This is a genomic window from Collinsella sp. AM18-10, from assembly GCF_003471585.1.
Classification (GTDB): domain Bacteria; phylum Actinomycetota; class Coriobacteriia; order Coriobacteriales; family Coriobacteriaceae; genus Collinsella.
Window position 1 is genome coordinate 78,230 of the sequence record NZ_QRJO01000003.1, and the last position, 26,749, is coordinate 104,978.

Below are 26,749 nucleotides of genomic sequence, written 5' to 3' on the forward strand. Positions count from 1 at the left end.
GTTGTCGCCTGCCTTGCCTTCTGCCTTTATGTCTCGATCTGTAACGTTTAGGGACAAAAAACCGGTCTACCTGTTACAGATCGAGACGAATACCTGGGCGCCGCTGGTTTGTCTAAATCTGTAACGTTTAGGGGCCTGGAGAACGTCTAACTGTTACAGATCGAGACGTTTGGCACCTGGCTGGGGGAATGTCTCAATCTGTAACATCTACAGTCCAAAAATCGGTCTTCTTGTTACAGATCAAGACGTTTGTCGGTGGAGGCAACGGTGACGATGGTCCATTTGTCCGATGTGGTGGTGATGGAAGTGTCTAATACCGTTTTCAAGCACAAGCATACGACTCGCAACACGTTGGCGCGGAATAGGATGCTCGCGCGACTCACGGAGGCGACCGAGCAAGGTGCGCTGCTCGCAACGCATGACAATGCCGAGCTCATGTGGCTGCGGCGTCATGTTGGAACCGACGATATCGCGGAACCCGAGCCGTATTTGTTCTGCTTTCAACATGATTGGGATGCGCTGACGCCGACGGAGCGAGCGCTGCGGGCCATCAAAGGGCTTGCGGAGTTTCATCCCGATTGGGCGTTTTGGGGCTATGACGCGGCACTTTTGTGGGGTCTGGAGGTGCCGAATGATCTGCTTGGGCCACGATATCTTGTTAAGACAGGTTGCTCGGTGCCGCTGAGTGCAGGATGTCGGCTGTTGCGTCCGCAGGCGGCGGGTGCGCTTGAGCGCGTCGACGGCGTGCGAGTGACGCCGTTTTGGCGCACGGTGAAGGATTGTCTGCTGCGTGCGCCGTTTTCGTATGGTCTGGCGATCGCCGATTCTGCGCTGCGGGCGAAGGGCATATCGCGCGACGACCTCTGCGAACGGCTCCAGGCCGATTGCGAGGGCAGACGCGGGTATCGCAGAGCTCAGGTGATTGCGTCGCATGCGGACGGGCTGTCCGAAAACGGTGGCGAGTCTCGTTTTCGGGCGTTCTTTATTGCATACGGTTTTCCGGTGCCAGAGTTGCAAGTGGAGTTTCGTGACCCGCTTGATTCGAGCCAAGTGTTTCGCGTTGATTATTTCTGGAGGCTCGAGGACGGGACGTGCGTGATTGGCGAGCTCGATGGAAAGGGAAAGTATGCCTTACAGAACGACGAGGGTCGGGAGTCGGTCGACCCATTCGTGGCAGAACGTCAGCGAGAGTCCCATCTGACGATGCTCGGACATAAAGTACTGAGGTTTACGTTTGATGAGCTCAAGAATCCGGGGAAGCTGGCTGAAAAGATGAGACTGGCGGGAATTCCACAGCGGGCCGATTTGGCTGAGGAATGGAGACGCCAGTGGTATGGGCGCTGAGGGGTGCAACTGACGCGGATGTGGTTGTTCCTGCCGAGTTTGTCTCGATCTGTAACAACAAGGGGCCGTTTGGCCTCGTAACTGTTACAGATCAAGACAGAAGGTTGGCTGCCGCTAAAAGATCTCAATCTGTAACATCTAGAGGCCGAAAACCTGTCTACCTGTTACAGATTTAGACGTTTGACGACGGGGCTGGAGAATATCTCGATCTGTAACATCTAACGGCCAAAATTCGACCCAACTGTTACAGATTGAGACAAAGGTCGGACGCAGTGCCGAAAGATCTCGATCTGTAACACTTGGAAGGTTAAAGACGGTCTATCTGTTACAGATCAAGACATTTCCCGGATGTCGCTGGGGTGGGACTGCAGTGCATTCCATTCCCCGCATCTCCTCCTTTCTCCGTTAACCGATATGTCTGCAGCAATCCTGCCGTGCTGGGTAATAATGGACAAATGTTCAAGTTAATCGTGAGGGAGGAGCTCGATATGGCGTCTGCTGATCGTCCCACGTTGTTTATCAATGCGACCGTTCTGGATGGTTCGGAGCATATGGAGCCGCAGCCCGATATGGCCGTGGCCGTCGAGCGTGGCATCATCACCTGGATGGGGCCGAGTGCTGTCGCGCAGGCGCCGGCGGGTGCCGAGGTCATCGACCTGGCAGGGGCGTATCTCATGCCGGGTCTCATCAACATGCACGTGCATCTGTGCGGTTCGGGCAAGCCAGTCTCAGCGGGCGATGCGGGCGCGCTGATGAAGAAGCTTGATAATCCGGTGGGCCGCGCCGTCGTGCGCCATATCCTCAAGGGCAGTGCCCAGCAGCAGCTGGCAAGCGGCGTGACCACGGTGCGCGGCGCGGGCGACCCGCTGTTTGCCGACATTGCCGTGCGTGACGCTATCGATGCCGGCAAGTATCAGGGTCCGCGCCTGGTAGCGCCGGGAACGGGCGTCACGGTGCCGGGCGGCCATGGCGCGGGCTTGTTCGCCCAGGTGGCCAACAGCCCCGTCGAGGCAGCCGAGCAGGTGCGCGATCTGTATGCGCGCGGCGCCGACGTCATCAAGCTGTTCGTGACGGGCGGCGTGTTCGACGCGACCGAAGTAGGTGAGCCGGGCGTGCTGCGCATGCCGCTCGATGTCGCCGCGGCAGCGTGCAAGGCGGCGCACGAGGTTGGCCTTCCGGTCATGGCCCATGTCGAGAGCACCGAAGGTGTGAAGGCCGCGCTTCAGGCCGGCGTCGACACAATCGAGCACGGCGCTCCGATGACCTCCGAGATTCTGGAGCTGTACCGCGGCGCCGCGGGAACACAGCTCGAGGGACGTGCGCCGAGTGTGACCTGCACGATTAGTCCGGCGCTGCCGTTTGTACTGCTCGATCCGGGAAAGACCCATTCGACCGACACGCAAAAGAAGAACGGCGACATCGTGTGCTCGGGCATTATCGAGAGCGCTCGTGCGGCGCTGGAAGCCGGCGTTAAGGTGGGCCTGGGCACGGACTCGAGCTGCCCGTTCGTGACCCAGTACGACATGTGGCGCGAGGTGGCCTATTATGCCAAGTACGTGGGCGTGAGCAACGCGTTTGCGCTGCATACGGCCACGCAAGTCAATGCTGAGCTACTGGGCCTGGGTGACGAGACCGGCACGATCGAGTGCGGTAAGGCGGCCGACATTTTGGTGACGCACGAGAACCCGCTCGATGACCTGTGCGCTCTGCGTGAGCCAATGCACGTGATGTGCCGCGGCAACCTGGTGCGAAAGCTCAAGGTGAAGCGCATACCCGAGGTGGACGCTGAGCTCGACGCGATTATGGCCATGCCTGCCGAAGCGCTGGCCGAGGAGCTCGCCCGCGACGGCGTGGCATAGGTGTGACAAAGGGGCGGCCCCTATGCCGCGTTCAAAAAAGCCGAGGTCTCAACACGAGGCCTCGGCTTTTATTTTTCCTATGGTGTAGCTGCTAGGAGCGTGTTTCCATCTTGGCGTGGCACTTGGGGCAGGTGACGCGGATCTTGCCCTTGCCCTTGGGGACGGACAGCATCTGGCCGCAGTTGGGGCACTTGAGGTAGGCCGTGGTCTTGCGACCCTTCCACATCTTCTTGGCCGTGCGCTTGGCACGCTCAAAGTCTTCCTTGCTGGTGCCGGCCGTGCGCGAGGCGTTGGCAGCTGCAGCCCCGCCGCCCAAGCTGGCGACGAACTTGCCCAGGCCTGGGACGTTTGCGGTCGCCGTGACAAAGGCATCGTTCTCCTTGCGGCGCGCGTCGATGTTTTTGGACAGGCCGCGCAGCACGCCGAGCACGATCACGGCGATGGCGATCCAGCTGAGCCACTGAATACGGGCCATCGATCCGATCATCGCGATGATGATGCCGGCAAAACCCATTACGATGGTGAGTTCATCGGCGCCATTGCGACCCTTCATAAAGTCATTCATGCAAATTGCCTTTCGTTCGATATGCTGCACGCCTTTATACCCGATTTAGAGCAAGGGGGACAAGTTCATCTGCACCAATGTGGTGCAAACGTACCTGTCCCCATTGCACCAATTACTTGGCGAGTTTGTCGACGACGCGTTCGATCTCGGCGAGCTTGGCGGCTTTGAGCTCCTCGTCGCCCGATTCGATGGCCGAGGCGACGCAGCCCTCAATGTGGGCCTTGAGCACGTCGGCGTTAATGCGCGCGAGGAGCGCCTGCGTTGCCATGAGCTGCGTGGAAATATCGACGCAGTAGCGGTCCTCCTCGACCATCCGCAGGATGCCGTCGATCTGACCGCGTGCCGTCTTGAGCATGCGGGTCACCGATTTATGGTCTGCCATCATGGCGGGTCCTCGTTTCTGGTCGATGGGGTCGAATGTCTCTGGTAACTGCTACGCGGCAGTCACGGACAGGGCGTGGAACTTCTCACCCGCGGTCTCGACGGCGGCGGCGAGCTGCTCGGCAGTCACGGTGTCGGCGCACTCTACCTGGACGGTCTGGGTCTCATGGTCGGCGTCGGCGTCGGTCACGCCGACCACGTTGAGCAACGCCGTCTCGACGGTGGCGTCGCAGTGGCCGCACATAAGGCCGGAAGTCTTAATCGTGTAACGCATGGGTATTCCTCTCTGTTATGTCGGCTTTCCCAGGCACCCGACCTTGACCTTCAAGCCGTCGCTCGCGTACCAAAGTACGCGTCGCTCCTCTTTCAGGTCAATCTCGGGCACCTGGAAAACCCGTTCTAAATGGACTTAATGGTGAGCCTATTTTGCCACTTTAGGCTTAAAGGATTTCAGGCGCAGCGCATTGCTTACGACGCACACGCTCGATAAGCTCATGGCTGCAGCGCCAAACATCGGCGAGAGTTGCCAGCCGGTGAGCGGGAAGAACACGCCCGCGGCGAGCGGAATGCCGATGCCGTTGTAGAACAGTGCCCAGAACAGGTCCTGCTTGATGTTGCGGATCGTGGCGCGCGAAAGCTCGATGGCGCGGGCGACGTCCATGAGGTCGCTGCGCATGAGCACCACGTCGGCGCCCTCCTTGGCGATGTCGGCGCCGGTGCCAATGGCAAGGCCCACGTCGGCGCGCGCCAGGGCGGGGGAGTCATTGATGCCGTCGCCCACCATGGCGACCTTGCCGCCCGCATCTTGCAGTTCGCGCACGTGGCGTTCCTTGTCGGCGGGGAGGACGTCGGCGATAACCTGTTCGCTGGTGAGTCCCACGCGGCGGGCGATGGCCTCGGCCGTCACGCGGTTGTCGCCGGTGAGCATGCGCACGTCGACGCCGAGCTTGCGGAGCGCGGCGACGGCCTCGGCGCTCGTTTCTTTGACCTCGTCAGCCACGGCGATGGTACCAACGAGCTCGCCGTTCTTGGCAAAGAACAGCGGCGTCTTGCCCTCGGTGGCAAATTGCTCGGCAAGGTCCGTAGGCACGGCGGCGCCCAACTCGTCCATGAAGCGCACGTTGCCGGCAGCGATGACATTCTGTCCCTCGCGCGCCGTAACGCCTCGCCCGGGCACGGCAGCAAAGTCCTCGACCATGCGCGCCACGATTCCGCGCGACTCGCACTCGGCCATAATCGCCTCGGCCAGCGGGTGCTCGCTCGAGCGCTCCAGTGCGGCAGCAAGCTTCAGCAACGCCTTTTCGCTCATGGCGGGCGAGCCGTCAGCGCGCGTCGCTACCACAATGTCCGTCACGGAGGGCTTACCGCGGGTGACCGTACCCGTCTTGTCGAGCACCACGGTGCCCACACTGCGCAGGTTCTCCAGTGCCTCGGCGCTCTTGAACAGGATGCCCATCTCGGCGCCCTTGCCGGTGCCCACCATAATGGCGACGGGTGTGGCCAGGCCGAGTGCGCACGGGCAGCTAATCACCAACACGGCCACGGCGGAGGTGAGCGCCTCGTTTATGCTGCCGGTCAGTGCCGTCCATACCGCAAAGGTCACGGCCGAAATCACGAACACCACGGGCACGAACACGCCGGCGACCTTGTCGGCCAGGCGGGCGATAGGCGCCTTGGTGGCATTGGCGTCCTCGACGAGCTGGATGATCTTGGCAAGCGACGTGTCGGCGCCCACGCGTGTGGCACGGAAGGTAAACGATCCGGTGCGGTTGACCGTGGCGGCGTTGACGGTGTCACCGGCGGCCTTTTCCACGGGGATGGACTCGCCGGTTAGCGCACTCTCGTCCACGGCCGAGCAGCCCTCGAGCACCACGCCATCGACGGGGATGGACTCGCCGGGGCGCACGCGCAGGACCTGGCCGGGCAGAATGGCGTCGACGTCGACGGTGGTTTCGGTACCGTCGTCGGCAACGACGGTCGCGGTCTTGGGCGCCAAGTCGATGAGCGCCTCGATGGCGCCGCCGGTCTTGGATTTGCTGCGCGTCTCGAGATATTTGCCCACGGTGACGAGCGACAGAATCGTGCCCGCGCTCTCAAAATACAGATTGTCCATGCTCGTCATCATGGCCTCGTGCACCTGACCTGCGGCTAGCTGGTCGGCCATGATAAACATGGCGTAGAGCGACCAGGCAATGGAAGCGGTGGCACCGACGGCGATGAGGGCGTCCATGGTGGGCGCGCCGTGAACGAGCGATTTAAACCCGTTGATAAAGTACGCGTCGTTGACATAGATGATGGGGATGAGCAGGACGAGCTCGGTGAGGGCGAGCGTCATGCTATGGGTGTGATCGGTGAAGACACCGGGCAGCGGCCAGCCGAACATGTGTCCCATGCCTATGTAGAACAGCGGAATGAGGAATGCGATCGAGACGATGAGGCGGGTGCGCATGGCAGAGGCGGCGGCCTCCAGCTTTTTGGTCGGCGACTCCATATGGGCGGCGCCGGACCTGGCTTGCGCGTTGCCGCTTGAGCTGGCGCCATCGGTGCCCGAGCTAACGGGCGAGGCCGAATAGCCCGCGCGATCGACGGCGGTGCAGATGTCATCGGGGCTGACCTGCGCGGGGTCGTAGTCGACCAGCATGGAGCCGGCGAGCAGGTTGACCGCAACGCTTTGGACGCCGTCGAGCTTGCTTACGGCACGGTCCACATGCGCCTGGCAGGCGGCGCATGTCATGCCGCCCACGTCGAACTTATCTTGAGCCATGGCTTCTCCTTTCTGTGGCGTAGTGTTGGAAATGTTAACCTGCCGATACTATACACCCATACCCCCAGGGGGTGTCCAGTACAGAAAGAAATGTATGACATTTCGTTACAGATGGGGATTGTTGCGTGGTCGAAGGACCGTCCCTGCCAACCATCTCGATCTGTAACATCTAGCCCCAGTTTTGCCGAGTTACTGTTACAAATCAAGACAAACAATTCGGCGGTTGCTTAACATCTCAATCTGTAACAGTTAGACCGGTTTTTGGGCTCCAGGTGTTACAGATCGAGACAATCGGCCCAGACCCACCCCGTCATCTGTGGTTTACGTGGGGGCATGCGGAGTACGGGTATACTAACCGGCGGCGAATCTGCTCCATCGCTTAGAGCTGCTGCGTCTGGACGGCGCGTGATAGGGCTGCCAAAGCGATCGCCAGCGTGCTGAGCAACGTCCTCTCTGTGCGCACCTGTTTTTGTATGTATTAGCGCACTACCAAGCACGCTCGCGCGGCCGCATGCCGTGCCCATAACGCGTGCAGATAAGGAACAACAACATATGCGTAATTCTGTATCCGATGTCACGGACGCCGAGATTCTGGACGAGACCCGCGAGGCCATGACCCAGGCTGCCTTCGATGCTGCCGACGAGGCCAGCGCCGCCGAGACCGTCGAGTCCGCGACCGAGAACCTGCCCGCCTTTGACGAGCTGGGACTTTCGGACGAGATGCTTCGTGCCATCGAGAACCTGGGCTACACGGCGCCCACGCCTGTCCAGGCTGGCTCGATCCCCGTGGTGCTCGAGGGCCGCGACCTGCTTGCCGCCGCTCAGACCGGCACCGGCAAGACGGCCGCCTTCTTGCTGCCGACCATGAACAATCTGGAGCACATTGCTCCGCCCAAGCCCGTGCGCGAGCACGGCGGCCGCAACCGTCGTCGCGGTGCTAAAAAGCCCGAGGGCAACGGTCGCGGTCCCGTGATGCTCGTCATCACCCCCACGCGCGAGCTTGCCCAGCAGATTGACGAGGTCGCGAGTAAGATCGCCGACGTCACCGGCCATGTTGCCGTGACTGTCGTGGGCGGCGTGAGCTACAAGCCCCAGACCGCGGCGCTCAAGTACGGCTGCGACATTCTGGTCGCCACGCCGGGCCGTCTGGTCGATCTGATCGAGCAGGGCGCTTGCCACCTGGACGAGGTCAAGGTGCTGGTGCTCGACGAGGCCGACCGCATGCTCGACATGGGCTTTTTGCCCGCCGTTCGCCGCATTGTGCGCGAGACGCCGGCCGAGCGCCAGACGCTGTTGTTCTCGGCCACGCTTGACGAGGAGGCCGTGGGCGAGATCACCGACCTGGTGAGCGACCCGGCCCGCGTGGAGATCGCGCCTGCCACGTCGACCGCCGACACCGTCGACCAGTTTGTGTTCCCGGTGTCCATCGAGGCCAAGAACAACCTGCTGCCCGAGTTCCTCAAAAAGGAGGGCCCGGAGCGCACGATCGTCTTTATGCGCACCAAGCACCGCGCCGACAGCTGCTGCCGTCGTCTGGAGCGTAAGGGCATCAAGGCCGCCGCGATTCACGGCAACCGTAGCCAGGCCCAGCGCGAGCGCGCGCTCTCGGCCTTCCGCGACGGCACCGTCGACGTGCTGGTGGCAACCGACGTTCTCGCTCGCGGCATCGACATCAGCGACGTGCGCTATGTCGTGAACTTTGACGTGCCGGCCGAGCCGACTGATTACATCCACCGCATCGGCCGCACGGGCCGTGCCGGTGAGCTGGGCTGGGCCATCACGTTTGTGACCGAGCAGGACGTCGATGAGTTCTACGAGATTGAGAAGCTCATGGACAAGACCGCCGACATCTACGAGGCTGGCGACCTACATGTGGGTCCCAACCCACCCGCCGTTGACCCCGAGCGCGACCCTGCGGCCTTTAAGGTGAAGAAGAAGACCAAGCGCGGCAAGTCCAAGAGCAAGAAGAAGCTCGAGCAGGCACGTCGCGACGGCAAACGCAACGGCGACGATTACGGCGATGTTGCCGGTCGTTCCAACCGCGGTCGCGATGAGCGTCGCGGCGACGGCGAGCGTCCGAGCCGTCCCAAGCGCGGCGGCAAGACCCGCGTGCGCGAGGGCGTTCAGGCTCGCGTGGACGAGGCTGTGGAGAGCGTGGCTCGCGAGGTGGCCGCCGAGGAGCGCGGGGGTGCTGCTGCTGTCGAGCAGACCCCGCGCGGCAACCGTGCCGAGCGCCGTGCCAAGCAGTTCCAGGGCGAAGCGCACCGCCGTCGTCGTGAAGACGAGGACCGTGGCGGTCGTCGCCGTGTTGAGCGCGAAGACGAGGGCCGCGGTTCGCGCGGTGGCAAGCGCGGTTCGGGTGACCGTCGTCGCTCCGGTCGCGATGGCGAGCGCGGCGGGCGCGATGAGCGCCGTGGCGGCGAAGGCCGTGGCTCGCGTGACGAGCGTGGTACCCGCGGTGGCGAGTCCCGCGGCGGCAAGCGCTTTGACGAGCGCGGAGGCCGCGAGGGTGGCCGCGGTGGCGAGCGTCGCGAGGGCGCTCGTGGCAACGGTGGTCGCAGCGGCGCCGGTCGTTCGAATGAGTCGCGTGATCGTCGCGATCCGCGTGCCAGCCGCGATCGTCGCGATGACTGGCGCAACTACGACGACACCCGCGAGGAGCGCCGTGGCGGCTATCGCGGCGGGCGCGGCGGCAACCAGGCCGGCTCCCGCGGCGGTCGTGCCGGCGGTCGCGATAACCGTGGCAGCTATGGCAACAATCGTGGCGGCAAGCGCGGCGGTAGCTCCCGTCGCCCCGGTGACGGCGGCGGCAAGCGCAAGTAACACACGTGTCGCGCGGTAAGGCGAGATGAATTTGGGCCCCGAGCAGACTATGCTCGGGGCCCTTTTTAGTGAGCGCAGTTTGAGGTGGGCCGGCTCCCTAACGAAAATGCACGGAGACGGTCGCGGCGAGAGATGTGGGCTATCGGCTTAGTTGGAGATTCGCGTATGCGGGGTTCTGGCATCGACGGAGAACGTGAAACTCCCCACTGACACGCGGCGGCTGCGGTGCCTGGGCGGACACGCCAGGGATTCCGCTCGCCGTCTGGCGCCCCTGCTGCCATCTGGCTTTCACGCTCGCATTCTTTTGGATGTGAGCGTGTCTTTTCACGGCATGCACGGGTCCCCTCGGGTGCACCGTGCATTTTTGGGAGTATTCAGCAGGCCGGGGCGGCTGCATACGCACCGGAAGCGTTTTTTGGGCCAGCGAGATCCTTCGACAGACTATTTGGGTTGGCGGACGGGGTCCGGCGCGGCAATATCACGCGTTTCGCGTCGCGCCGGGCCCCAAAATGACGCCGATCGCGCGGCTTCCCCGATTCGCGGCGTCGCCGACGGGGACCGCGATGCTGAATACTCCGGTTTTTGCACGGTCCAAGTGAGGGTACGTTGGGACGGGAAGGGGTACCCCCGCCTTTTTATGCATGACGCAAGCGAAATTATGCAAGACAATAGGGCACCATGCACCGGATACCCAGATTGGGGGGGCGACATGCGCCGCGATACGGGGTCGGGTGCCTCACCGGGAATAGCCGCGAGGGTTACAAAACTATAGAGACATCCAAATATCGCCTAAAAACCGTTTATCGAAGAAAAAATACCGCTCACCGGTCATAATGATTGTTCTGGCTTTGGGCTTGTCTACAATAGCTCCCGTAAAAAGAAATGCGGAAGGTTACCGAGTCCCTCGGACGTGGGCCTAACCAAAGTCTTTGAACGGATGTGTCTCTATGGACGCATTCGCTTGATTTTGGTTGGGCTATATTTATGAAGGGACATGCCACCATGGGTTTCTTTTCTCGCCTGATGGGCGGTTCGGATGAGCAGAAGACTGCATCTTCCGAGTTCGAAATCCTCGCTCCCGTTTCCGGCGAGCTTGTTCATCTGGAAAAAACCAATGACCCCGCTTTTAGCAGCCGCGCCGTGGGCGATGGCGTTGCCGTGGTTCCCCAAGAGGGAACGGTGTGCGCTCCTGTTTCCGGCACCGTCGCGGCGTTGTTTCCGACTGAGCACGCGCTGGGCATCATGTCCGACGACAGCTCTGCTCAGGTGATGCTGCATATCGGAATCGACACTGTTAAACTTGAGGGCAAGGGCTTCCATGCGCTTGTTGCTCAGGGTGACCATGTCGACGCGGGCCAGCCCCTCGTCGAGGTCGATTTCGACGCGGTCCGCGCCGCCGGCTTCGATCCCACGGTCTTCGTTATCGTGTGCGAGCGTTCGGAGAACTCGACTCTTCGTGAGCACGCTTCCGGCCCTGTTGCTGTTAAAGAGCCTGTCGTCTGGCTTTCCGAGTAAATTCTTGTGGTGGGTACCGTGGTTATCAAGCGAGTTTTCAACAATAACGTCGCAATGGTCACTTCGGACGATGGCTCCGAGCTCATTGTCATCGGTCGAGGCCTCTGCTTTGGCCGTCATGCCGGCGACGCTGTCGATGAAGCATCGGTCGAAAAGACCTATGCACTGCAGGAGGGCACTTCTCAGGATTCGCGTACGATTGACCGCTTGGCACATCTTTTGGAGTCCATTCCCACCGTCAACCTCGTGATTGCCGAGGACATTGTTCAGATGCTCCGTCGAGAGCTCAATGTTGATGTCAACGACAAGATTCTCATTGCTCTTGCAGACCATATCAGCCTTGCTTTGGAGCGTGAGCGCAAGGGCGTCTCCTGTGAGAATCCGTTGCTGCTCGAGATCCAGCAGTTCTATCGCAAGGAGTATGCGCTTGCGGGCCGTGCGCTGCAGATTATCAAGGAGTATATGGGCTTCCAGATGAGCGAAGAAGAGCAGGGTTTTATTACGCTGCATATCGTCAACGCCACCATGCCGCAGCGCTCTGACCGTCTGATTGTTTCGGTCCAGCTTGTTCGCGACGTGCTCGCGATTGTTTCCGAGCACTATGCCACGACCCTTGACGTCACCTCGTTGCCGTACGAGCGTTTCGTTCGCCATCTGCAGTTTTTTGCGCAGCGAGCGCTCGATCCCGCGGCGGGGCAGGTCAATGGCGACGCGCTGTTCCGTATCGATGAAACGGCGTATCCGAGGGCGTTCTCGTGCGCGGAGTCAATTGCCGACCACTTGGCGTCTACCTATAACGTTGTCGTTGCCGATGCCGAGAAGAGTTATCTCGCATATCACATTGTTAACCTGCTTGGAGAACCTGGTCTCTAGGCATAACGTGCCCACACATCGATTGATATAAGGCAAGGCTCACGGTCTTGTCCAGGGCACACCTATCTCAATTTGCGGAAAAGGAAGGGGAGTACCGCTATGACCGCAAAAAAGAAGTTCAATTTCAAAGCGCCGTTGGAGGTGTTCGCGAAGTCGATCGTTCAGCCGATGATGTATCTCTCGGTTGCCGGCATCCTGCTCATCGTGGGCATTATTCTGACCAACAAGACCATCTGCGCCGTGATTCCTGTGCTGGGCTCCGGTCCGTTCCAGCTTGTGGGCGCCGTTGTCTATCAGTCGCTGATGTTTATCATCAACAACCTCTCGATTTTGTTCTGCGTGGGCATCGCCGGCGCCATGGCAAAGAAGAACAAGGGCCATGCTTCGCTGATCGCCCTGATGTCGTTCTTCCTGTTCCTGCAGGCTAATAACATCGTGCTCAACGCCACTGGTTCTCTTGCCGAAGCGAGCGGCATGCTCGGCCTTACCGGAACCGGCCAGGCCACCGTTATGGGCATTCAGGTCCTCGATACCGGCGTGTTTGGCGGCATCATTCTTGGTTGCATCACCGGTGCCGTGTTCAACAAGTACTCGAACAAGCAGTTCCCCATTGCCCTTTCGATGTTCTCGGGCGTTCGCTTTCCGTTCCTGATCATGATCATCATTTCCTGGATCATGGGCGCTGGCTTCTGCATCGTTTGGCCTCCGGTTCAGGGTGCCATCTCCTCCGTTGCCGGCATCATTAAGGAGTCGGGCAACATCGGTCTGTTTATCTACGGCATGCTCAACAAGCTGCTCGTTCCCACCGGCCTGCACCACCTCATCTACACCCCGTTCCAGTTCTCCGATGTGGGCGGCACCCTTACGCTGGGTGATCAGGTTATCGCCGGCGCCTATCCCATCCGTGTTGCCGAGATGGCGATGACGGGCCAGCCCTTCTCCGATAGCACCTACTTCAACAGCTACACCTTCAACAACCTGTGGCCCTACATCGGTATCGGTCTCGCCTTTATCTTCACCGCTTACAAGGGGAACAAGGATAAGACCAAGGCCGTTATCATCCCGCTGATCATCACCGCCGTGCTCTCCTGCGTGACCGAGCCCATGGACTTCCTCTTTGTCTTTGCCGCTCCCGTGCTCTTTGTCGTTCACTCGATTCTTTCCGGCATCTTCCTGGTTCTGCTCAAGGTCCTCTCCGTGCCCGCTTCGACTGCAGGCGGCATCATCAACATCGTGGTTTCCAACCTGGTCCTCGGTGTCGACAAGACCAACTGGCCGGTTATGCTGGTGCTTGGAGTCGTCAACGCCGCTCTGTACTTCTTCCTCTTCACCTTCCTTATTAAGAAGCTCAACCTTCACACGCCTGGTCGCGAGGAAGAGTCCGAGCTCGCCGAGTCCGTTGCCGAGGGCGAGGCCGCCGCGTCTGTCGCGGTGAAGCAGGGCGCTGTTGCCGCGGCCCCCGCAGAGGGCGTCGATGCAGGTATTGCCGACCTGGTCGCAGGTCTTGGTGGCAAGGACAACATCGAGGAGCTCGAGAACTGCTTTACGCGTCTCCGCGTGAACGTTAAGAACCCGGACCTCATCAATGAGGACCTCATCAACCACGTGCCCAACAGCGGCATCAACCGCAACGGCAACAATATCCAGATCATCTTTGGCATGAAGGTCGCCGAGATGCGCGACAAGGTCGAAAACGCAATTGAGAAGGAGCAGTAAACAATGATCATTACTCTGTGTGGTGGCGGATCCACCTTTACCCCCGGCATCGTCAAGTCCATCGCTCTGCGCAAGGACGAGCTCGACGTTGACGAGATTCGTCTGTACGACATCAACGAGGAGCGTCAGCGCAAGATCGGCGTGCTCGTGGACTGGATTTTGCACGAGGACCTTGGCCTGGACATCAAGCTTACGGTGACCACCGACAAAAAGACGGCTTTTACCGACGCGAGCTTCGTGTTTGCCCAGATGCGCGTGGGCGGCTACGCCATGCGCGAGCAGGACGAGAAGATTCCGCTGCGTCACGGCTGCGTGGGTCAGGAGACCTGCGGCTGCGGCGGCCTTGCCTACGGCATGCGCACCATCTTCCCCATGGTCGAGCTGATCGATGACGTTGAGAAGTACGCCAAGAAGGACTACTGGATTCTTAACTACTCCAACCCTGCCGCCATCGTCTCCGAGGGCTGCCGCGTGCTGCGTCCCAATGCTCGCATCATCAACATCTGCGACATGCCGATCGCGATCATCGACGTGGTTTGCGCCGCGCTCGATATCGACAAGAAGGATGTCGAGTACGATTACTTTGGCCTCAACCACTTTGGCTGGTTCACCTCGATCCGCCACAAGGGCGAGGAGGTGCTCCCGCAGTTGCGCGAGTACATCAAGGAGCATGAGATTCTACTGCCCGATTCTTACCTCAAGGGCATGGGCTCGCTCATGGCAAAGAAGCCCGAGGAGACCGCCGACGAGCACCCCGAGCAGAACCGTCACACCAAGGGCAGCTGGTACTACGTCTGGAAGGGCGAGTACGAGATCATGGAGTGCTTCCCGGAGTACCTGCCCAACACGTATCTGAACTACTACCTGCAGCAGAAGGAGTTCGTCGAGCATTCCAACCCCGAGCGCACCCGTGCTAACGAGGTCGAGGAGACGCGCGAGAAGAACCTCTTCGACGGCATCGACCATTACGAGAAGACGGGCGAGATCGACGAGAGCACGTTCTACGCGGGCAGCCACGGCGACTGGATTGCCGATCTGGCTATCGCTCTGAAGAACGACACCAAGCAGCGCTTCCTGGTCATTTGCGAGAACAAGGGCGCTATCCCCAACATGCCCTATGACGCTATGGTCGAGCTGCCTGCCTACATTGGCAAGAACGGCCCCGAGGTCATCAGCCGCGACAACATTCCTCTGTTCCAGCAGGGCCTCATGATGCAGCAGCTGAACTCTGAGAAGCTCGTGGTCGAGGCTACGATCGAGGGTTCGTACGAGAAGGCGCTCAAGGCCTTTACGCTGAACAAGACCGTGCCTTCGATGAAGGTCGCCAAGGAGGTTCTCGACGACATGATCGAGGCCAACAAGGGTTACTGGCCTGAGCTTAAGTAAAGACAGAAAGTCACTGGCGTAAAAGGCCGCTGGCTGCATAGCTTGAGCAATGCCCCGTTCGCGTATTTGCGCGGACGGGGCATTGCCGTTTGGTGCGAAGGGTTGATATGGGGGTGGGCAGCGCCGTCGCGTCGAGATCGCTCGGGCCCTGCTGTGCCCGGGCGGCGCGGTGATTCTGGACGAGCCCTTTACCGGCTTGGATGCCGCTGCGCGCGATGCGTGCGCCGAGGTCGTGCTCGACTTGCTCGATGGCCGCACGCTCCTTCTCGCCGCGCACGACGCCACCGACGCTCATGCCCTCGATATCTCGGATACCATCACGTTCTAAGTTCTAGCTCAGCAACAAAATGATCCGTTTTCCTCCGTCCCCAAGGGATCAGGTGTGCTATTCTATCTGCGGGGTAATACTTAGGAATACCAAGTAATACCAACGCCGTAGAAACAAACTCCAGATGCGGGCCAATCGGGTTGCCTTCACAGCCCGTCGCCCAGCCGCGTGGCCCGCATCTATCCGCACCACCGTCGTTTCAAAAAGGAAGCGCCATGGCAGAACACATGACCCCGGTTGTAGCGAAGGTCTTGCCTGAGGAAAAGGCGGCCTTCGCGGCGGCAACCCAGCTCGTAGGCACCACGCCGTCCAACGCCATCCGCATGTTCATCGCCGCCTTCAATCACTGCGGCACCTTTCCGTTCGACATTTCGCCCAGCGGGGCCTTTGGCACTGTGCCCGATTCTCATCAATAAGTGATCCGTTTTCCTCCGTCCCCATGGGATCAGCTCTCTGCCGAGTTGTGGTAGAACTAAGGAACGGTTTTGAGGAGGTTGGCATGCTCAATGCGATGGCGTGGGCGCTTGCATGTTTTGGCGTTGTCGCTGCCGATATAGCCCTGAGCGTGGTTCTGTTTTCGGTTCTCGATGCCGTATCGGTGCTGACGGGCTATCCGATCGACAATCTCGATATCCAATGGTTCCAGGCTGCCGCTCAGACGGCGTCGTTTTTGATGGCGCTGCTGTGGTGGCGTTATCTGTGGCCCCGCTCCTTCATGGCGCGCCGGCAAGGTGAACGTCCGCTCGGCGGGGGAGCAAGTGCTGCATGGAAGCGCATCGCTTGCGTTGTCGTGATTGGCCTTGCCCTGCAGGTGCTCGTTGGCTACGTGACCGACGCCGTGCTGTCGCTGTTGCCCGACGCCGCGGCCGACTACAGCGAGCTTATCGAGGAAACAGGTATGGGCGACACCAGCTATCTCGCCGTCCTGACTACGGTGCTCGGCGCCCCATTTTGTGAAGAGCTGCTGGTACGCGGCATTATTTTTGAGTTTTCGCTCCGAGCGTTTAATCCGCAGTGCCGCCCACTTTGGAAGCGCCGGCGTCGTGCGGGTGCGCAGGACGGCGCCATGGTGCCCTGGGCGGCCCCGAGCACGTGGGGTATCACCGCGGCGATTGTGCTGCAGGCGGCAATCTTCGGTTTTATGCACATGAATTGGGTGCAAGGTTGCTACGCGGGTGCCGCTGGCCTCATCTTTGGTTGGGTGCTCGTGACGACCGGAAAGCTCCGCTACACGATCCTGCTGCACTTTGCCTTTAATGCCGGGTCGTATCTCATGACGTTGCTCTGGTTTGTGAACACGCCGTTCGACGTGGTAATCACGGTCACCATCGCCGGCATCATCCTCGTGGAGGCGATGCGCTCACTGCGCCACGCATGCGAGATGGGCATAGCGACAGCACCGCTGCCCTAATTGCGGCGTCCGCCTCCGTTGGCGCCCTGACGCCCCTGAGCTGCACGGTTGCGGCCGGCGGTGTTCTGCGCACGCGACATGCCGCCGTGCCCCTTGCTGCCCTTGGGGCCCTTGCCGGCGCCACCGTGGGCCTTGCCGCCCTTCTTGCCGGTGCCATGCCCGCCGCCGGCAGAGGTCTCGCCCGGGCGTGGCGGCACGGGGCGAATCAGGCAATGCTTGGTGTAGCCGATCAGATCGCGACGGCCAGCCTTTTCCAGTGCCTCGCGCACGAGCTTGTAGTTCTCGGGCTTGCGATATTGGATGAGCGCGCGCTGCATAGCCTTCTCGTGCGGGTCGCGCGCCACATAGATCGACTGCATGGTGCGCGGGTCAACGCCGGTGTAGTACATGCAGGTGCTCATCGTGGACGGGGTGGGGTAGAAGTCCTGTACCTGCTCGGGCATGTAGCCCATGTCGCGCACAGCCTCGGCAAGCTCCACCGCTTCCTTCATCGTCGAGCCGGGGTGGCTCGAGATCAGGTACGGAACCACGTACTGCTTGAGTCCGTATTCACGGTTCAAGCGCTCAAATTTGCGACAGAACGCGTCGTAGACGGCGCGGCTCGGCTTGCCCATTACGGAGAGCACGGCGTCGCTCACATGCTCGGGTGCTACGCGCAGCTGGCCCGAGACATGGTGTTCCAAAAGCTCGCGCAAAAACTCGTCCGAGGTATCGGCCATGGTGTAGTCAAAACGGATGCCGCTGCGCACGAAGACCTTCTTGACGCCTGGCAGCTGGCGCAGGTCGCGCAGCAGCTGCGTGTAGCCGCCCTCATCGACCACCATGTTCTTGCATACGCTCGGCCACAGACAGCGCTTGTTCTTGCACACGCCGTGCTTGAGCTGTTTGTCGCAGGCGGGACGGCTAAAGTTGGCCGTCGGTCCGCCCACGTCGTTGATGTAGCCCTTAAACTCGGGGTCGCGCGTGAGCAGCTCGGCCTCGCGCATGATCGAGTCGTGGCTGCGCATCTGCAGCACGCGGCCCTGGTGGAAGGTGAGCGCGCAAAACGAGCACTCGCCAAAACAGCCGCGGTTGGAGCTAATGGAAAATTTGATCTCGGCAAAGGCCGGCACGCCGCCCGTGGCGTCGTAGTCGGGGTGCCAATCGCGTGCGTAGGGGAGTTCGGCGACCTCGTCCATCTCCTCGGTGGTGAGGGTGGCGCTCGGCGGGTTCTGCACCACATAGACGCTGTTGGGGTAGGGTTCTACCAGGCGATGCCCGGTGATGGGGTCCATATTCTGCTGCTGCACGTTAAAGCTGCGCGCGTAGTTGAGCTTGTCGGCGGTAAGGTCGTCCCAGCTGGGCAGCAGGTCGTAGTCGTAGACATCGTCGAGCGAACCCGTGCGGTAGACGGTGCCGTTGATATAGGTGATCTGGTCGACGGGCAGTCCCGCGTCGAGCGCGTCGGCGATCTCGACAATCGCGTGCTCGCCCATGCCGTAGATGAGGATGTCGGCGCCCGAGTCGAGCAGTACCGAGCGCTTGAACTTGTCCTGCCAGTAGTCGTAGTGGGCCAGACGGCGCAGGCTCGCCTCGATGCCGCCGATAATGATGGGGGCGTCCTTGAACGTCTGGCGGATGAGGTTGCCGTAGACCGTGACGGCACGATTGGGACGGCGCCCCTCCTCGCCGCCAGGGGTATAGGCGTCGGTGTGGCGGCGGTGCTTGGTCACCGAATAGTGGTTGACCATGGAGTCCATGTTGCCGGCGCTGACGAGAAAGCCCAAGCGCGGCTCGCCGAGCACGCTGATGCTGGCGGGATCGGTCCAGTCGGGCTGACAGATAATGCCCACTTTGTAGCCATGCGCGTCGAGTACGCGGCTGATGATGGCCATACCAAAGCTGGGGTGGTCCACGTAGGCGTCGCCGCAGATATAGACGAAGTCGCACTGGTCCCAGCCACGCGCATCCATGTCGGCGCGGCTGACGGGGAGGAACTTGTCGCGGCCCGGACGCCAGGGGCGGACGGGTGTCGCCTTGACGGTTGTGGCCTGTGCCTTACCGCCGCGCTTTCGCTGCTGGCCCTGTTTGCCCTGCTGACTGCGCTGGTTGTTCTGAGCGTGCTGAGGCTTTTTTGCCACGATCCCTCCCGGTGTTTGTATGCTGCACGTAATTGTAACCAGTCTTTTTAGGACGGGGCTAAAAAGACTGGTGGAGTACACGAGGTCTCGGGTGTCGGTGCCGCGCCCGCCGTTTGTTTCCAGACTGTGTATCTGCGCGTTGGAGAACCCGTCTCGCGCGCACGCCATGTTGTCAATGGGTTACAGTATGAACGGCGGCTATGTCTCCGCCAACGCACGAGAGGGTCGTCAACAAGGAGGATGCACGACGATGCAGCGTGCCAAACAGATATCGGAGTCCATTGAGCTGGGCATCATCTTGGCGCTCGCCGGTGGCTTTATGGATGTGTATTCGTACATTGGGCGCGACCATGTTTTCGCCAACGCGCAGACGGGCAACATCCTGCTGGTGGGCGTGAGCATCTCGGAGGGCAATTGGGCACTTGCGGGACGCTATTTCTTCCCCGTGGTGTCGTTTGCCGTGGGCATTATGCTTGCCGACCTGGTACACGAGCGGTTTGGCAGCGTGATTCACTGGCGCCAGGTGACGGTGTTTTTTGAAGCCGTCATCTTGCTGGGCGTGAGCTTTATTCCCGGCGGCGATTTCAACCTGCTCGCCAACTGCCTCACCTCGTTTGCCTGCGGCATGCAGGTCGAGAGCTTCCGCAAGATTCACGGTCACGGCATCGCTACGACCATGTGCATCGGCAACTTGCGCAACGCGCTACAAAACGTGGACGACTACATCATCACCCACAAGCGTGGCTTTTTGGAAAACGGCCTGCTGTACTTTGGCGTGATCTTTACCTTTGTGTTTGGCGCCGTGCTGGGCAACTGGTGTATTGAGCGCATGGGCCTGCACGCCATCGTCGTGGCGAGCGTGCTGCTGTTTGTCGCGTTTGCCATCATGTTCATCGACCGCGAGCGCGACTTGCGTTTTCGCTGGAAGGTTGCGGCCGAGGCTTGGAAAGAGGGCTGTCGAAAGTAGAGGAATGCGGCAAAGGGACAGCCCCTTTGCCGCAATATATTTTCATCTCTATGTAGTACAACATTCAGGAGCCAGAAAAACTATCTAGCTCCTGAATGTTGTTACGAACTGCTTTTTGCGATTTATTCGAGATGCTCTTCAATCCGAGCCCTAAGAAGGGCAATGGCTGTAGGTATTCCAATTGCGGCGGCTAATTCGGCTTTATCCAAAACCTGTATGCTAAAGCACGATTGTTTATCACATTGAAGGACGATAACTGAAGATAGCTTCACTTCCTGTTGGCTGAATATATCGTAATCTCCAAATAGGAAGTTACCTTTTATTACGTAATTCGGTATGTTCGTTACGCACTTCATCTCAAGTCTGTTTAGACCATAATCGAACACCGCAACTTCCTTGTGTTCGATGATGAGCGCAACCCTGGGCATGTTGCTAAAGCCACCGTCGACGACAGTGAAGAGTTTTTCATTCGCATCGTCATAAACGGTATATTTAAGACTCGATAGCTGTCCTAGTGGACCCGTGAACCCATGTCTTTTGATGTTGAGGTTGTCTCCCGCTGGGTTGATGAGAGCCAGAGTATGCGGATAAGGATTACCTTCAATTGAGATTCGATATTCGTTTGTAGCCGTCTTGCTCGATTTAGGACCAGTAGCCATCACGCGTCATCGCCTCGATCGAATTGGAACCGTCTTCTACTTCGTGCGGAGAATTGCGCTGTACGTTGCGGTACATGCAGCTGCAATAACCGCATGGGCAATTTCTAACAAAATGAATGACGCTATTTGCTGCATGCATTTTGTTTACTATAAAGTATCCTTTTATAAACGTATTGTCAAACATATATTGCCAAAACAGAAACAATTTATAGACTGAGTCGGTCGTATTCTTTGGGCGATTGCTCCTATAATCTAGCCTTCGCTGCTGTCGGGAGGGAAGGACTGGGGCTCCGTTATTATGTTGAAACGCTTTAACAATTTTGATGTTCTCACGTGTTTTTTGTTTCAAAAGCGTTAGGATGGGACTCATAGCGTGGGGCGTAATGGGTGCCCCGCACACGATGGGAGGCTATCAATGGCTAATCGTTTCGTTCTCAATACCATTTCTTATCATGGTTCCGGCGCCATCAAGGAGATCCCCGGCGAGCTCCAGCGTCGCGGCTACAAGAAGATCTTCGTCTGCTCTGATCCCGACCTGGTCAAGTTTGGCGTTACCGCTAAGGTGACCGACGAGCTCGACGCCGCCGGCATCGCTTGGAGCCTCTACTCCGAGATCAAGCCCAACCCCACCATCCAGAACGTCAAGGACGGCGTCGAGGCCTTCAAGGCCGCCGAGGCTGACGCTATCGTGACCATCGGTGGCGGCTCTTCCATGGACACCGCCAAGGCCATCGGCATCATCATCAACAACCCTGAGTTCGCCGATGTCCGCAGCCTCGAGGGCGTTGCTCCCACCAAGAACCATGCCGTGTTCACTATCGCCGTGCCGACGACCGCCGGTACCGCTGCTGAGGTGACCATCAACTACGTCATCACCGACCCCGAGAAGGTCCGCAAGTTCGTGTGCGTCGACACCAACGACGCCCCCGAGGTCGCCGTCGTCGACCCCGACATGATGGCTTCCATGCCCGCCGGCCTTACCGCTTCCACTGGCATGGACGCCCTGACCCACGCCATCGAGGGCTACACCACCAAGGGCGCTTGGGAGCTCTCCGACATGTTCCACTTTGAGGCCATTAAGCTGATCAGCGAGAACCTGCGCGACTCTGTCGCCGAGGCCAAGTCCGGTCAGCCCGGCTCCGGCCGCGAGGGTATGGCTCTTGGCCAGTATGTCGCCGGCATGGGCTTCTCCAACGTCGGCCTGGGCATCGACCATGCCATGGCTCACACCCTGTCTGCCCACTACGACACCCCGCACGGCGTCGCTTGCGCCATGCTGCTGCCGATCGCTATGGAGTTCAACAAGCCGGTTTGCGCCGAGCGCCTGGCCAAGGTTGCCGTTGCCATGGGTGTTGACACCACGGGCATGAGCACCGACGAGGCTGCCGACGCCGCCATCGCCGCCGTCAAGCAGCTCTCTGCCGACGTGAACATTCCGCACGTCTGCGAGGCCATGAAGGCTGACGAGATCGAGGTCCTGGCCAAGGACGCCATGGCTGACGCCTGCTTCCCGGGTAACCCGCGCGAGGCGACGCTCGACGACGTCATCGAGCTCTTCAAGAAGATCTGCCCGGCTGAGTAAATTACTCCCGTCGGCGGTCCCGGGCTTCCCTCCGGGCGCGTCCTCGGACATGTAAAAGGCCCCGCTGCGCGCGTTGCGCGGCGGGGTCTTTTACGTCCTGCGGAATGCGCCCGGAGGGAAGCCCGGGATCGCCTGCGTTCTTTTCTCAAATGCCGGGGTGCCGGAAAGGCGGGATGTGAGGGGCGCATTGTTGGATGGCGCCTTGTATCTGCTTATCGTGGCGGGCGCAGTTCTGGGGAGCTCGATGGGTCATCTCGCTAGGTAAAAAGATGGTTCGCGGTGGTATTGTTGCTGTGAGTTTAATTCGATATGAAAGGGTGACTTTGGTGTCCAAGATGGATTCTACGCTCTCCTATATTACTGACCAGTTGAAGGCGCTTACCTCGATTGCTTCGCCTACGGGCTATACCCGTGCGGCGACTGATTATCTGATGGAGACCCTGCGCGATATGGGCTTTGGGCCCGAGCGTTCTAATAAGGGTAACGTGCTCGTTGAGCTTGGTGGCGAGGGCGAGCCGCTCGTGTTGGCGAGCCATGTCGATACTCTGGGCGCTATGGTGCGCTCCATTAAGGACAATGGTCGCCTGCGCCCCACGACGCTCGGCGGGCATCAGTGGTCTACGGCCGATGGCGAGAACTGCACCGTTTACACGCGCGACGGCAATGTTTACACGGGCGTGGTCCTCAACACCGAGCCCTCGGCGCATGTGGCCGATGAGCCGGTCAAGACCATCGAGAAGAATATGGAAATCCTGCTCGATGAGAATGTCGACAGCAAGGACGACGTACTTGAGCTGGGCATTCAGACCGGCGACATCATCGCTATGGATCCGCGCACCACGGTGACGGAGAGCGGCTACATCAAGAGTCGTTTCCTTGACGACAAGCTGTCCGCGTCGATTCTGCTGGGTTTGGCCCGCGCCGTTGCTGGCGGCGAGGTGACGCTTTCGCGCAAGGTATCGCTGCTCTTTACCGTGTACGAGGAGGTCGGTCACGGCGGCGCTTTCGTGTCGGCCGATACGTGCGAGATGATCAGCGTTGACATGGGCTGCGTGGGCGACGACCTGGGCTGCACCGAGCGCATGGTGTCGATTTGCGCCAAGGATTCGGGTGGCCCCTACAACTACGATCTGGTAACCACGCTGTCCAATATCGCGCGCGAGCTGGAGCTCGATTACGCCATCGATGTGTACCCGCACTACGGCTCCGACGTCGAGGCCACGCTCTCTGCCGGCTACGACATTCGCCATGGTCTGATCGGCCCCGGCGTGTATGCGAGCCACAACTACGAGCGCAGCCACATCGACGGCGTGCGCAATACCTACGAGCTCGTCCGCGCCTACGTTCAGCGCTAGACGCATCGACAATGCTCATCGAGCCTGCCGCCCCGGTTGTTGCAGCGATGCCAGCCGGGGCGTCCTCTATAACTTGCGGTGGCGGGGAGCTGTTATTTGATGGCTGACGTAACGGTGCCGCCGCCCAAGACGATGTCGCCGCGGTAGACGACGACTGCCTGGCCGGGGGCGATGGCTCGCTGTGGCTCGTCAAAAGTTAGCAGCATTTGCCCGTCTTCGCCACGTGTAAGGGTTGCTGCCTGGTCCTTTTGACGGTAGCGGTACTTGGCGCCCACGTGAATGCCGCCGGCGTCGAGCTCTGCCTCCATGCGGTCAGCAGGGGCGCTCCAGATCCAGTCGTTGGCCGTGAGTGCTGCGGCCGTCAGGTCCTCGGCCTCGCCCAGATGCACGGTGTTGTTGGCGGCGTCGACGCCCGTCACATACACGGGATGCGCCATTGCGACGCCCAGGCCCTTGCGCTGGCCGATGGTGTAGCGCAGCGCGCCGTTGTGGCGTCCGACCACGCTGCCGTCGCGCCACACAATGTCGCCCGGTGCAGCGGGATGTCCGCAGCGGCGCTCGATATAGCCCGCGTAGTTACCGTCTGGAATAAAGCAGATATCCTCGCTTTCGGCCTTCTTGGCGTTGATGAAGCCCTGCTCGGCGGCAATCCGGCGCACGTCGCGCTCCTTGTCCAGACCCGCCAGCGGAAAAATCGTGCGCGCCAGACGCTCCTGCGTAAGCGAATACAAAAAGTAACTCTGGTCCTTTTTGGGGTCCTCGCCGCGATGCAGCTGCCAGGTGCCGTCTGCCGCCTGGCTTGTTTTGGCGTAATGGCCCGTGGCGATGTAGTCGCAGCCCATGTCCAGCGCTGCATCGAGCAGCGCGCCAAACTTAATGTGGCGGTTGCAGATAATGCACGGATTGGGCGTCAGCCCCTCCTGGTAGGCGTTCACAAAGCGCTCGATTACGTTACGGTCGAAGGTTTGCTGCAAGTCGAGCACATGGTGGGGAATGCCTATGCGCTCGGCGACGGCCTTTGCATCGGCGATGTCGCGGTCGAACTTACTCATGCCCGTGGTGGGATCGGGCGCGGGGCAGGTGAGGCGCATGGTGGCACCGACACATTCGTAACCCTGACTTTTGAGCAGATACGCGGTCACGCTGGAATCGACGCCGCCGCTCATGGCGACGAGCACGCGCTTGTTGTGCATGGGGAGGTTCTCCTTGGTGGCATGTGGCCAAAAAAGAAAAGCGGCGCGGGAGGCTGGTTCCGCGCCGCAGACATTGTAGCAAGTTCGGGCGTCCTGTGGGACACCCTGTTGGGATGAGCTCAGGCTGCCAGAAGAGAGGGGAGACCGGCGTGCCTTGGACTCGTTCTAGGAACGAGAGCTCTAGTCCTGGAAGAGTGCCGTGGACAGGTAGCGCTCGCCGGTGTCGGCGAGCAGCGCCACGATGGTCTTGCCCTCGTTCTCGGGGCGCTTGGCCAGCTGCAGTGCGGCCCACACGGCGGCGCCGGACGAAATGCCCACGAGCACGCCCTCCTTGTGGCCCACGGCGCGGCCGGTGGCAAAGGCGTCGTCGTTCTCGACGGGGATGATCTCGTCGTAGACCTGGGTGTCGAGGACGTCGGGCACAAAGCCGGCACCGATACCCTGGATCTTGTGCGGGCCGGCCTGGCCTTTAGAGAGCACCGGGGAGGTGGCGGGCTCGACGGCGACGACCTGAATCTCGGGGTTTTGCTCCTTGAGGAACTCGCCCACGCCGGTCACGGTGCCGCCGGTGCCGACGCCGGCGACGAAGATGTCGACCTTGCCGTCGGTGTCGTCCCAGATCTCGGGGCCGGTCGTGGCCTTGTGAATGGCCGGGTTCGCGGGGTTCACAAACTGGCCGGCGATGATGCTGTTGGGGGTCTCCTTCTGCAACTCTTCGGCCTTGGCGATAGCGCCCTTCATGCCTTTGGAGCCGTCGGTGAGCACGAGCTGCGCACCGTATGCCTGCATCAGCTTGCGGCGCTCGACGGACATGGTCTCGGGCATGGTGATGATCACCTTGTAGCCGCGGGCGGCCGCCACCGAGGCGATGCCGACGCCGGTGTTGCCGCTCGTGGGCTCGATGATGGTGTAGTCGCCGCCACGCACGAGCTTGCCTGCCTTCTCGGCCTCGTCAATCATGTTCTTGGCGACGCGGTCTTTAACGGATCCGGCGGGGTTGAAGTATTCCAGCTTGACGAGCACGCGGGCCTTGAGGTCCTCATCGGCCTCAAAGTGAGTGAGCTCCAGAAGCGGAGTGTGGCCGATAAGCTGATCGATGGATGTGTACACATTGCTCATGGTGAACCTCCAAAGTGTTCAAATGACTGGATACCGTGTGGCTTCACGGCGCGTGTGGCAGCTAAACCCATAAACCTTATAGGTTGTTCGTTTAGCTGTTGGGAAGCATACTAGACACTAAAGCCTAGTAATGCAATAGGAAATAGAAGATTATTGCGAGTCGATTAACCATCTTGACCGGAACGGGTATTTTCAAAACTATTTTTCGGCTAGAATTTCTACGGACTAAATGACCGAAAGGCAGCACTATACATGTTGGTTTCTACTAAGGGCAGATATGCCCTGCGCGTTATGGTCGATCTGGCCGAGCACCAGGCGGCCGGTCGCATTCCGCTCAAAGAGATCGCCGCGCGACAGGGGATTTCCGAGAAATATCTCGAGAACATCTTGGCTACGCTCGTGCGCGCCAATATGCTCTCGGGCATGCGCGGCAAGGGCGGCGGCTATGTGCTCACGCGCCCGCCCGAGCAGTACACGGTGGGCGAAATCTTGCGCCTGACCGAGGGCAGTCTGGCGCCGGTCGCCTGCCTGGATGGCGACTGCAAGGGCTGCTCGCGATCTGATAAGTGTCCCACGCTCGACGTGTGGAAGAACCTGGACAAGCTCATCAACAATTACCTCGACGGCGTGACGCTCGACCAGCTCGTCGCCCCCAACGAAGGCTACGACTACATCATCTAACCCCACTTGCCATGTGGGGGCAGGGTGGGAATGGTAGATTTTCTTGCCCTCTGAGACTTGGCAAATAAGAAGGCCGCCCATTTTTGCGATGGGCGGCCTTTGATTTGG

General features: G+C 60.2%; 22 protein-coding genes. 14 read left to right on the top strand and 8 right to left on the bottom strand.

What is annotated here, in order from left to right:
• Positions 1 to 255 precede the first annotated feature (255 nt).
• Both DW211_RS03415 and DW211_RS03420 read left to right on the top strand, forming a co-directional pair.
• The gene (locus tag DW211_RS03415) at positions 256 to 1,344 is read left to right on the top strand and encodes a hypothetical protein (RefSeq protein ID WP_147357233.1); all 1,089 of its coding nucleotides are present in this window, start codon (positions 256 to 258) and stop codon (positions 1,342 to 1,344) included.
• Positions 1,345 to 1,832: 488 nt separating this feature from the next.
• On the top strand, positions 1,833 to 3,203 hold the full coding sequence (locus tag DW211_RS03420; RefSeq protein ID WP_233540934.1) for an amidohydrolase family protein: 1,371 nt from the start codon (positions 1,833 to 1,835) through the stop codon (positions 3,201 to 3,203).
• Positions 3,204 to 3,294: 91 nt separating this feature from the next.
• Here DW211_RS03420 and DW211_RS03425 read toward each other — a convergent pair whose 3' ends face one another.
• The 4 genes from DW211_RS03425 to DW211_RS03440 all read right to left on the bottom strand — a co-directional run bounded on the left by DW211_RS03425 (position 3,295) and on the right by DW211_RS03440 (position 6,913).
• Positions 3,295 to 3,768 carry a hypothetical protein gene (locus tag DW211_RS03425; RefSeq protein ID WP_118259215.1) on the bottom strand — a complete coding sequence of 158 codons (474 nt, stop codon included), beginning with the start codon at positions 3,766 to 3,768 and terminating at the stop codon, positions 3,295 to 3,297.
• Positions 3,769 to 3,880: 112 nt separating this feature from the next.
• A complete protein-coding gene (locus tag DW211_RS03430; protein WP_117583949.1) occupies positions 3,881 to 4,153 on the bottom strand; it encodes a metal-sensing transcriptional repressor in 273 nt (90 codons plus the stop codon).
• A gap of 48 nt (positions 4,154 to 4,201) precedes the next feature.
• A complete protein-coding gene (locus DW211_RS03435; protein ID WP_118259217.1) occupies positions 4,202 to 4,423 on the bottom strand; it encodes a heavy-metal-associated domain-containing protein in 222 nt (73 codons plus the stop codon).
• A 147-nt stretch (positions 4,424 to 4,570) separates the two neighbouring features.
• Positions 4,571 to 6,913 (bottom strand): cation-translocating P-type ATPase, encoded by a 2,343-nt coding sequence (locus DW211_RS03440; protein WP_118259218.1) that lies wholly within the window; start codon positions 6,911 to 6,913, stop codon positions 4,571 to 4,573.
• A gap of 552 nt (positions 6,914 to 7,465) precedes the next feature.
• Here DW211_RS03440 and DW211_RS03445 point away from each other — a divergent pair.
• The 8 genes from DW211_RS03445 (at position 7,466) to DW211_RS03475 (ending at position 16,965) form a co-directional block, all read left to right on the top strand.
• Entirely contained in the window at positions 7,466 to 9,736 is a 2,271-nt protein-coding gene (locus DW211_RS03445) for a DEAD/DEAH box helicase (protein WP_199576665.1), read from the top strand.
• Between the two features lie 1,002 nt (positions 9,737 to 10,738).
• Positions 10,739 to 11,251: a PTS glucose transporter subunit IIA gene (locus tag DW211_RS03450; protein ID WP_158558588.1), complete on the top strand. Its 513-nt coding sequence runs from the start codon at positions 10,739 to 10,741 to the stop codon at positions 11,249 to 11,251.
• 18 nt (positions 11,252 to 11,269) lie between these two features.
• Positions 11,270 to 12,124 (top strand): PRD domain-containing protein, encoded by an 855-nt coding sequence (locus DW211_RS03455; protein WP_233540935.1) that lies wholly within the window; start codon positions 11,270 to 11,272, stop codon positions 12,122 to 12,124.
• A 99-nt stretch (positions 12,125 to 12,223) separates the two neighbouring features.
• Positions 12,224 to 13,840: a PTS transporter subunit EIIC gene (locus DW211_RS03460; RefSeq protein WP_118259220.1), complete on the top strand. Its 1,617-nt coding sequence runs from the start codon at positions 12,224 to 12,226 to the stop codon at positions 13,838 to 13,840.
• A 3-nt stretch (positions 13,841 to 13,843) separates the two neighbouring features.
• Positions 13,844 to 15,226: a 6-phospho-alpha-glucosidase gene (locus DW211_RS03465; RefSeq protein ID WP_118259221.1), complete on the top strand. Its 1,383-nt coding sequence runs from the start codon at positions 13,844 to 13,846 to the stop codon at positions 15,224 to 15,226.
• A 169-nt stretch (positions 15,227 to 15,395) separates the two neighbouring features.
• Complete coding sequence (locus tag DW211_RS10105) at positions 15,396 to 15,554, top strand: hypothetical protein (RefSeq protein WP_158568475.1); 159 nt, start codon at positions 15,396 to 15,398, stop codon at positions 15,552 to 15,554.
• A 215-nt stretch (positions 15,555 to 15,769) separates the two neighbouring features.
• Positions 15,770 to 15,970, top strand: coding sequence for a hypothetical protein (locus DW211_RS03470; protein WP_118259223.1), 201 nt, complete (start codon positions 15,770 to 15,772; stop codon positions 15,968 to 15,970).
• 83 nt (positions 15,971 to 16,053) lie between these two features.
• Positions 16,054 to 16,965: a CPBP family intramembrane glutamic endopeptidase gene (locus tag DW211_RS03475; RefSeq protein WP_158568476.1), complete on the top strand. Its 912-nt coding sequence runs from the start codon at positions 16,054 to 16,056 to the stop codon at positions 16,963 to 16,965.
• On the opposite strand, the gene DW211_RS03480 is transcribed toward DW211_RS03475, so the two are convergent.
• Positions 16,962 to 19,085, bottom strand: coding sequence for a YgiQ family radical SAM protein (locus tag DW211_RS03480; RefSeq protein ID WP_233540936.1), 2,124 nt, complete (start codon positions 19,083 to 19,085; stop codon positions 16,962 to 16,964). The genes DW211_RS03475 and DW211_RS03480 overlap by 4 nt on opposite strands.
• A gap of 250 nt (positions 19,086 to 19,335) precedes the next feature.
• Between DW211_RS03480 and DW211_RS03485 the strand changes: the two genes are divergently transcribed.
• Complete coding sequence (locus DW211_RS03485) at positions 19,336 to 20,052, top strand: YoaK family protein (protein ID WP_089572184.1); 717 nt, start codon at positions 19,336 to 19,338, stop codon at positions 20,050 to 20,052.
• A gap of 122 nt (positions 20,053 to 20,174) precedes the next feature.
• Here the strand turns inward: DW211_RS03485 and DW211_RS03490 are convergent, their stop codons facing one another.
• The gene (locus DW211_RS03490) at positions 20,175 to 20,711 is read right to left on the bottom strand and encodes a hypothetical protein (RefSeq protein WP_118259228.1); all 537 of its coding nucleotides are present in this window, start codon (positions 20,709 to 20,711) and stop codon (positions 20,175 to 20,177) included.
• A 415-nt stretch (positions 20,712 to 21,126) separates the two neighbouring features.
• Here DW211_RS03490 and fucO point away from each other — a divergent pair, with 415 nt between their 5' ends.
• Positions 21,127 to 22,293, top strand: a complete 1,167-nt coding sequence (gene fucO, locus DW211_RS03495) for a lactaldehyde reductase (RefSeq protein WP_117634860.1) — start codon at positions 21,127 to 21,129, stop codon at positions 22,291 to 22,293.
• A gap of 335 nt (positions 22,294 to 22,628) precedes the next feature.
• Positions 22,629 to 23,648 (top strand): M42 family metallopeptidase, encoded by a 1,020-nt coding sequence (locus DW211_RS03505; protein ID WP_118259363.1) that lies wholly within the window; start codon positions 22,629 to 22,631, stop codon positions 23,646 to 23,648.
• A gap of 92 nt (positions 23,649 to 23,740) precedes the next feature.
• Here the strand turns inward: DW211_RS03505 and mnmA are convergent, their stop codons facing one another.
• Positions 23,741 to 24,964, bottom strand: a complete 1,224-nt coding sequence (gene mnmA, locus DW211_RS03510; RefSeq protein WP_255413558.1) for a tRNA 2-thiouridine(34) synthase MnmA — start codon at positions 24,962 to 24,964, stop codon at positions 23,741 to 23,743.
• Positions 24,965 to 25,021: 57 nt separating this feature from the next.
• Entirely contained in the window at positions 25,022 to 25,960 is a 939-nt protein-coding gene (gene cysK, locus DW211_RS03515) for a cysteine synthase A (protein WP_055250951.1), read from the bottom strand.
• Positions 25,961 to 26,212: 252 nt separating this feature from the next.
• Between cysK and DW211_RS03520 the strand changes: the two genes are divergently transcribed.
• Positions 26,213 to 26,641 carry an Rrf2 family transcriptional regulator gene (locus DW211_RS03520; protein WP_118259232.1) on the top strand — a complete coding sequence of 143 codons (429 nt, stop codon included), beginning with the start codon at positions 26,213 to 26,215 and terminating at the stop codon, positions 26,639 to 26,641.
• Positions 26,642 to 26,749 lie beyond the last annotated feature (108 nt).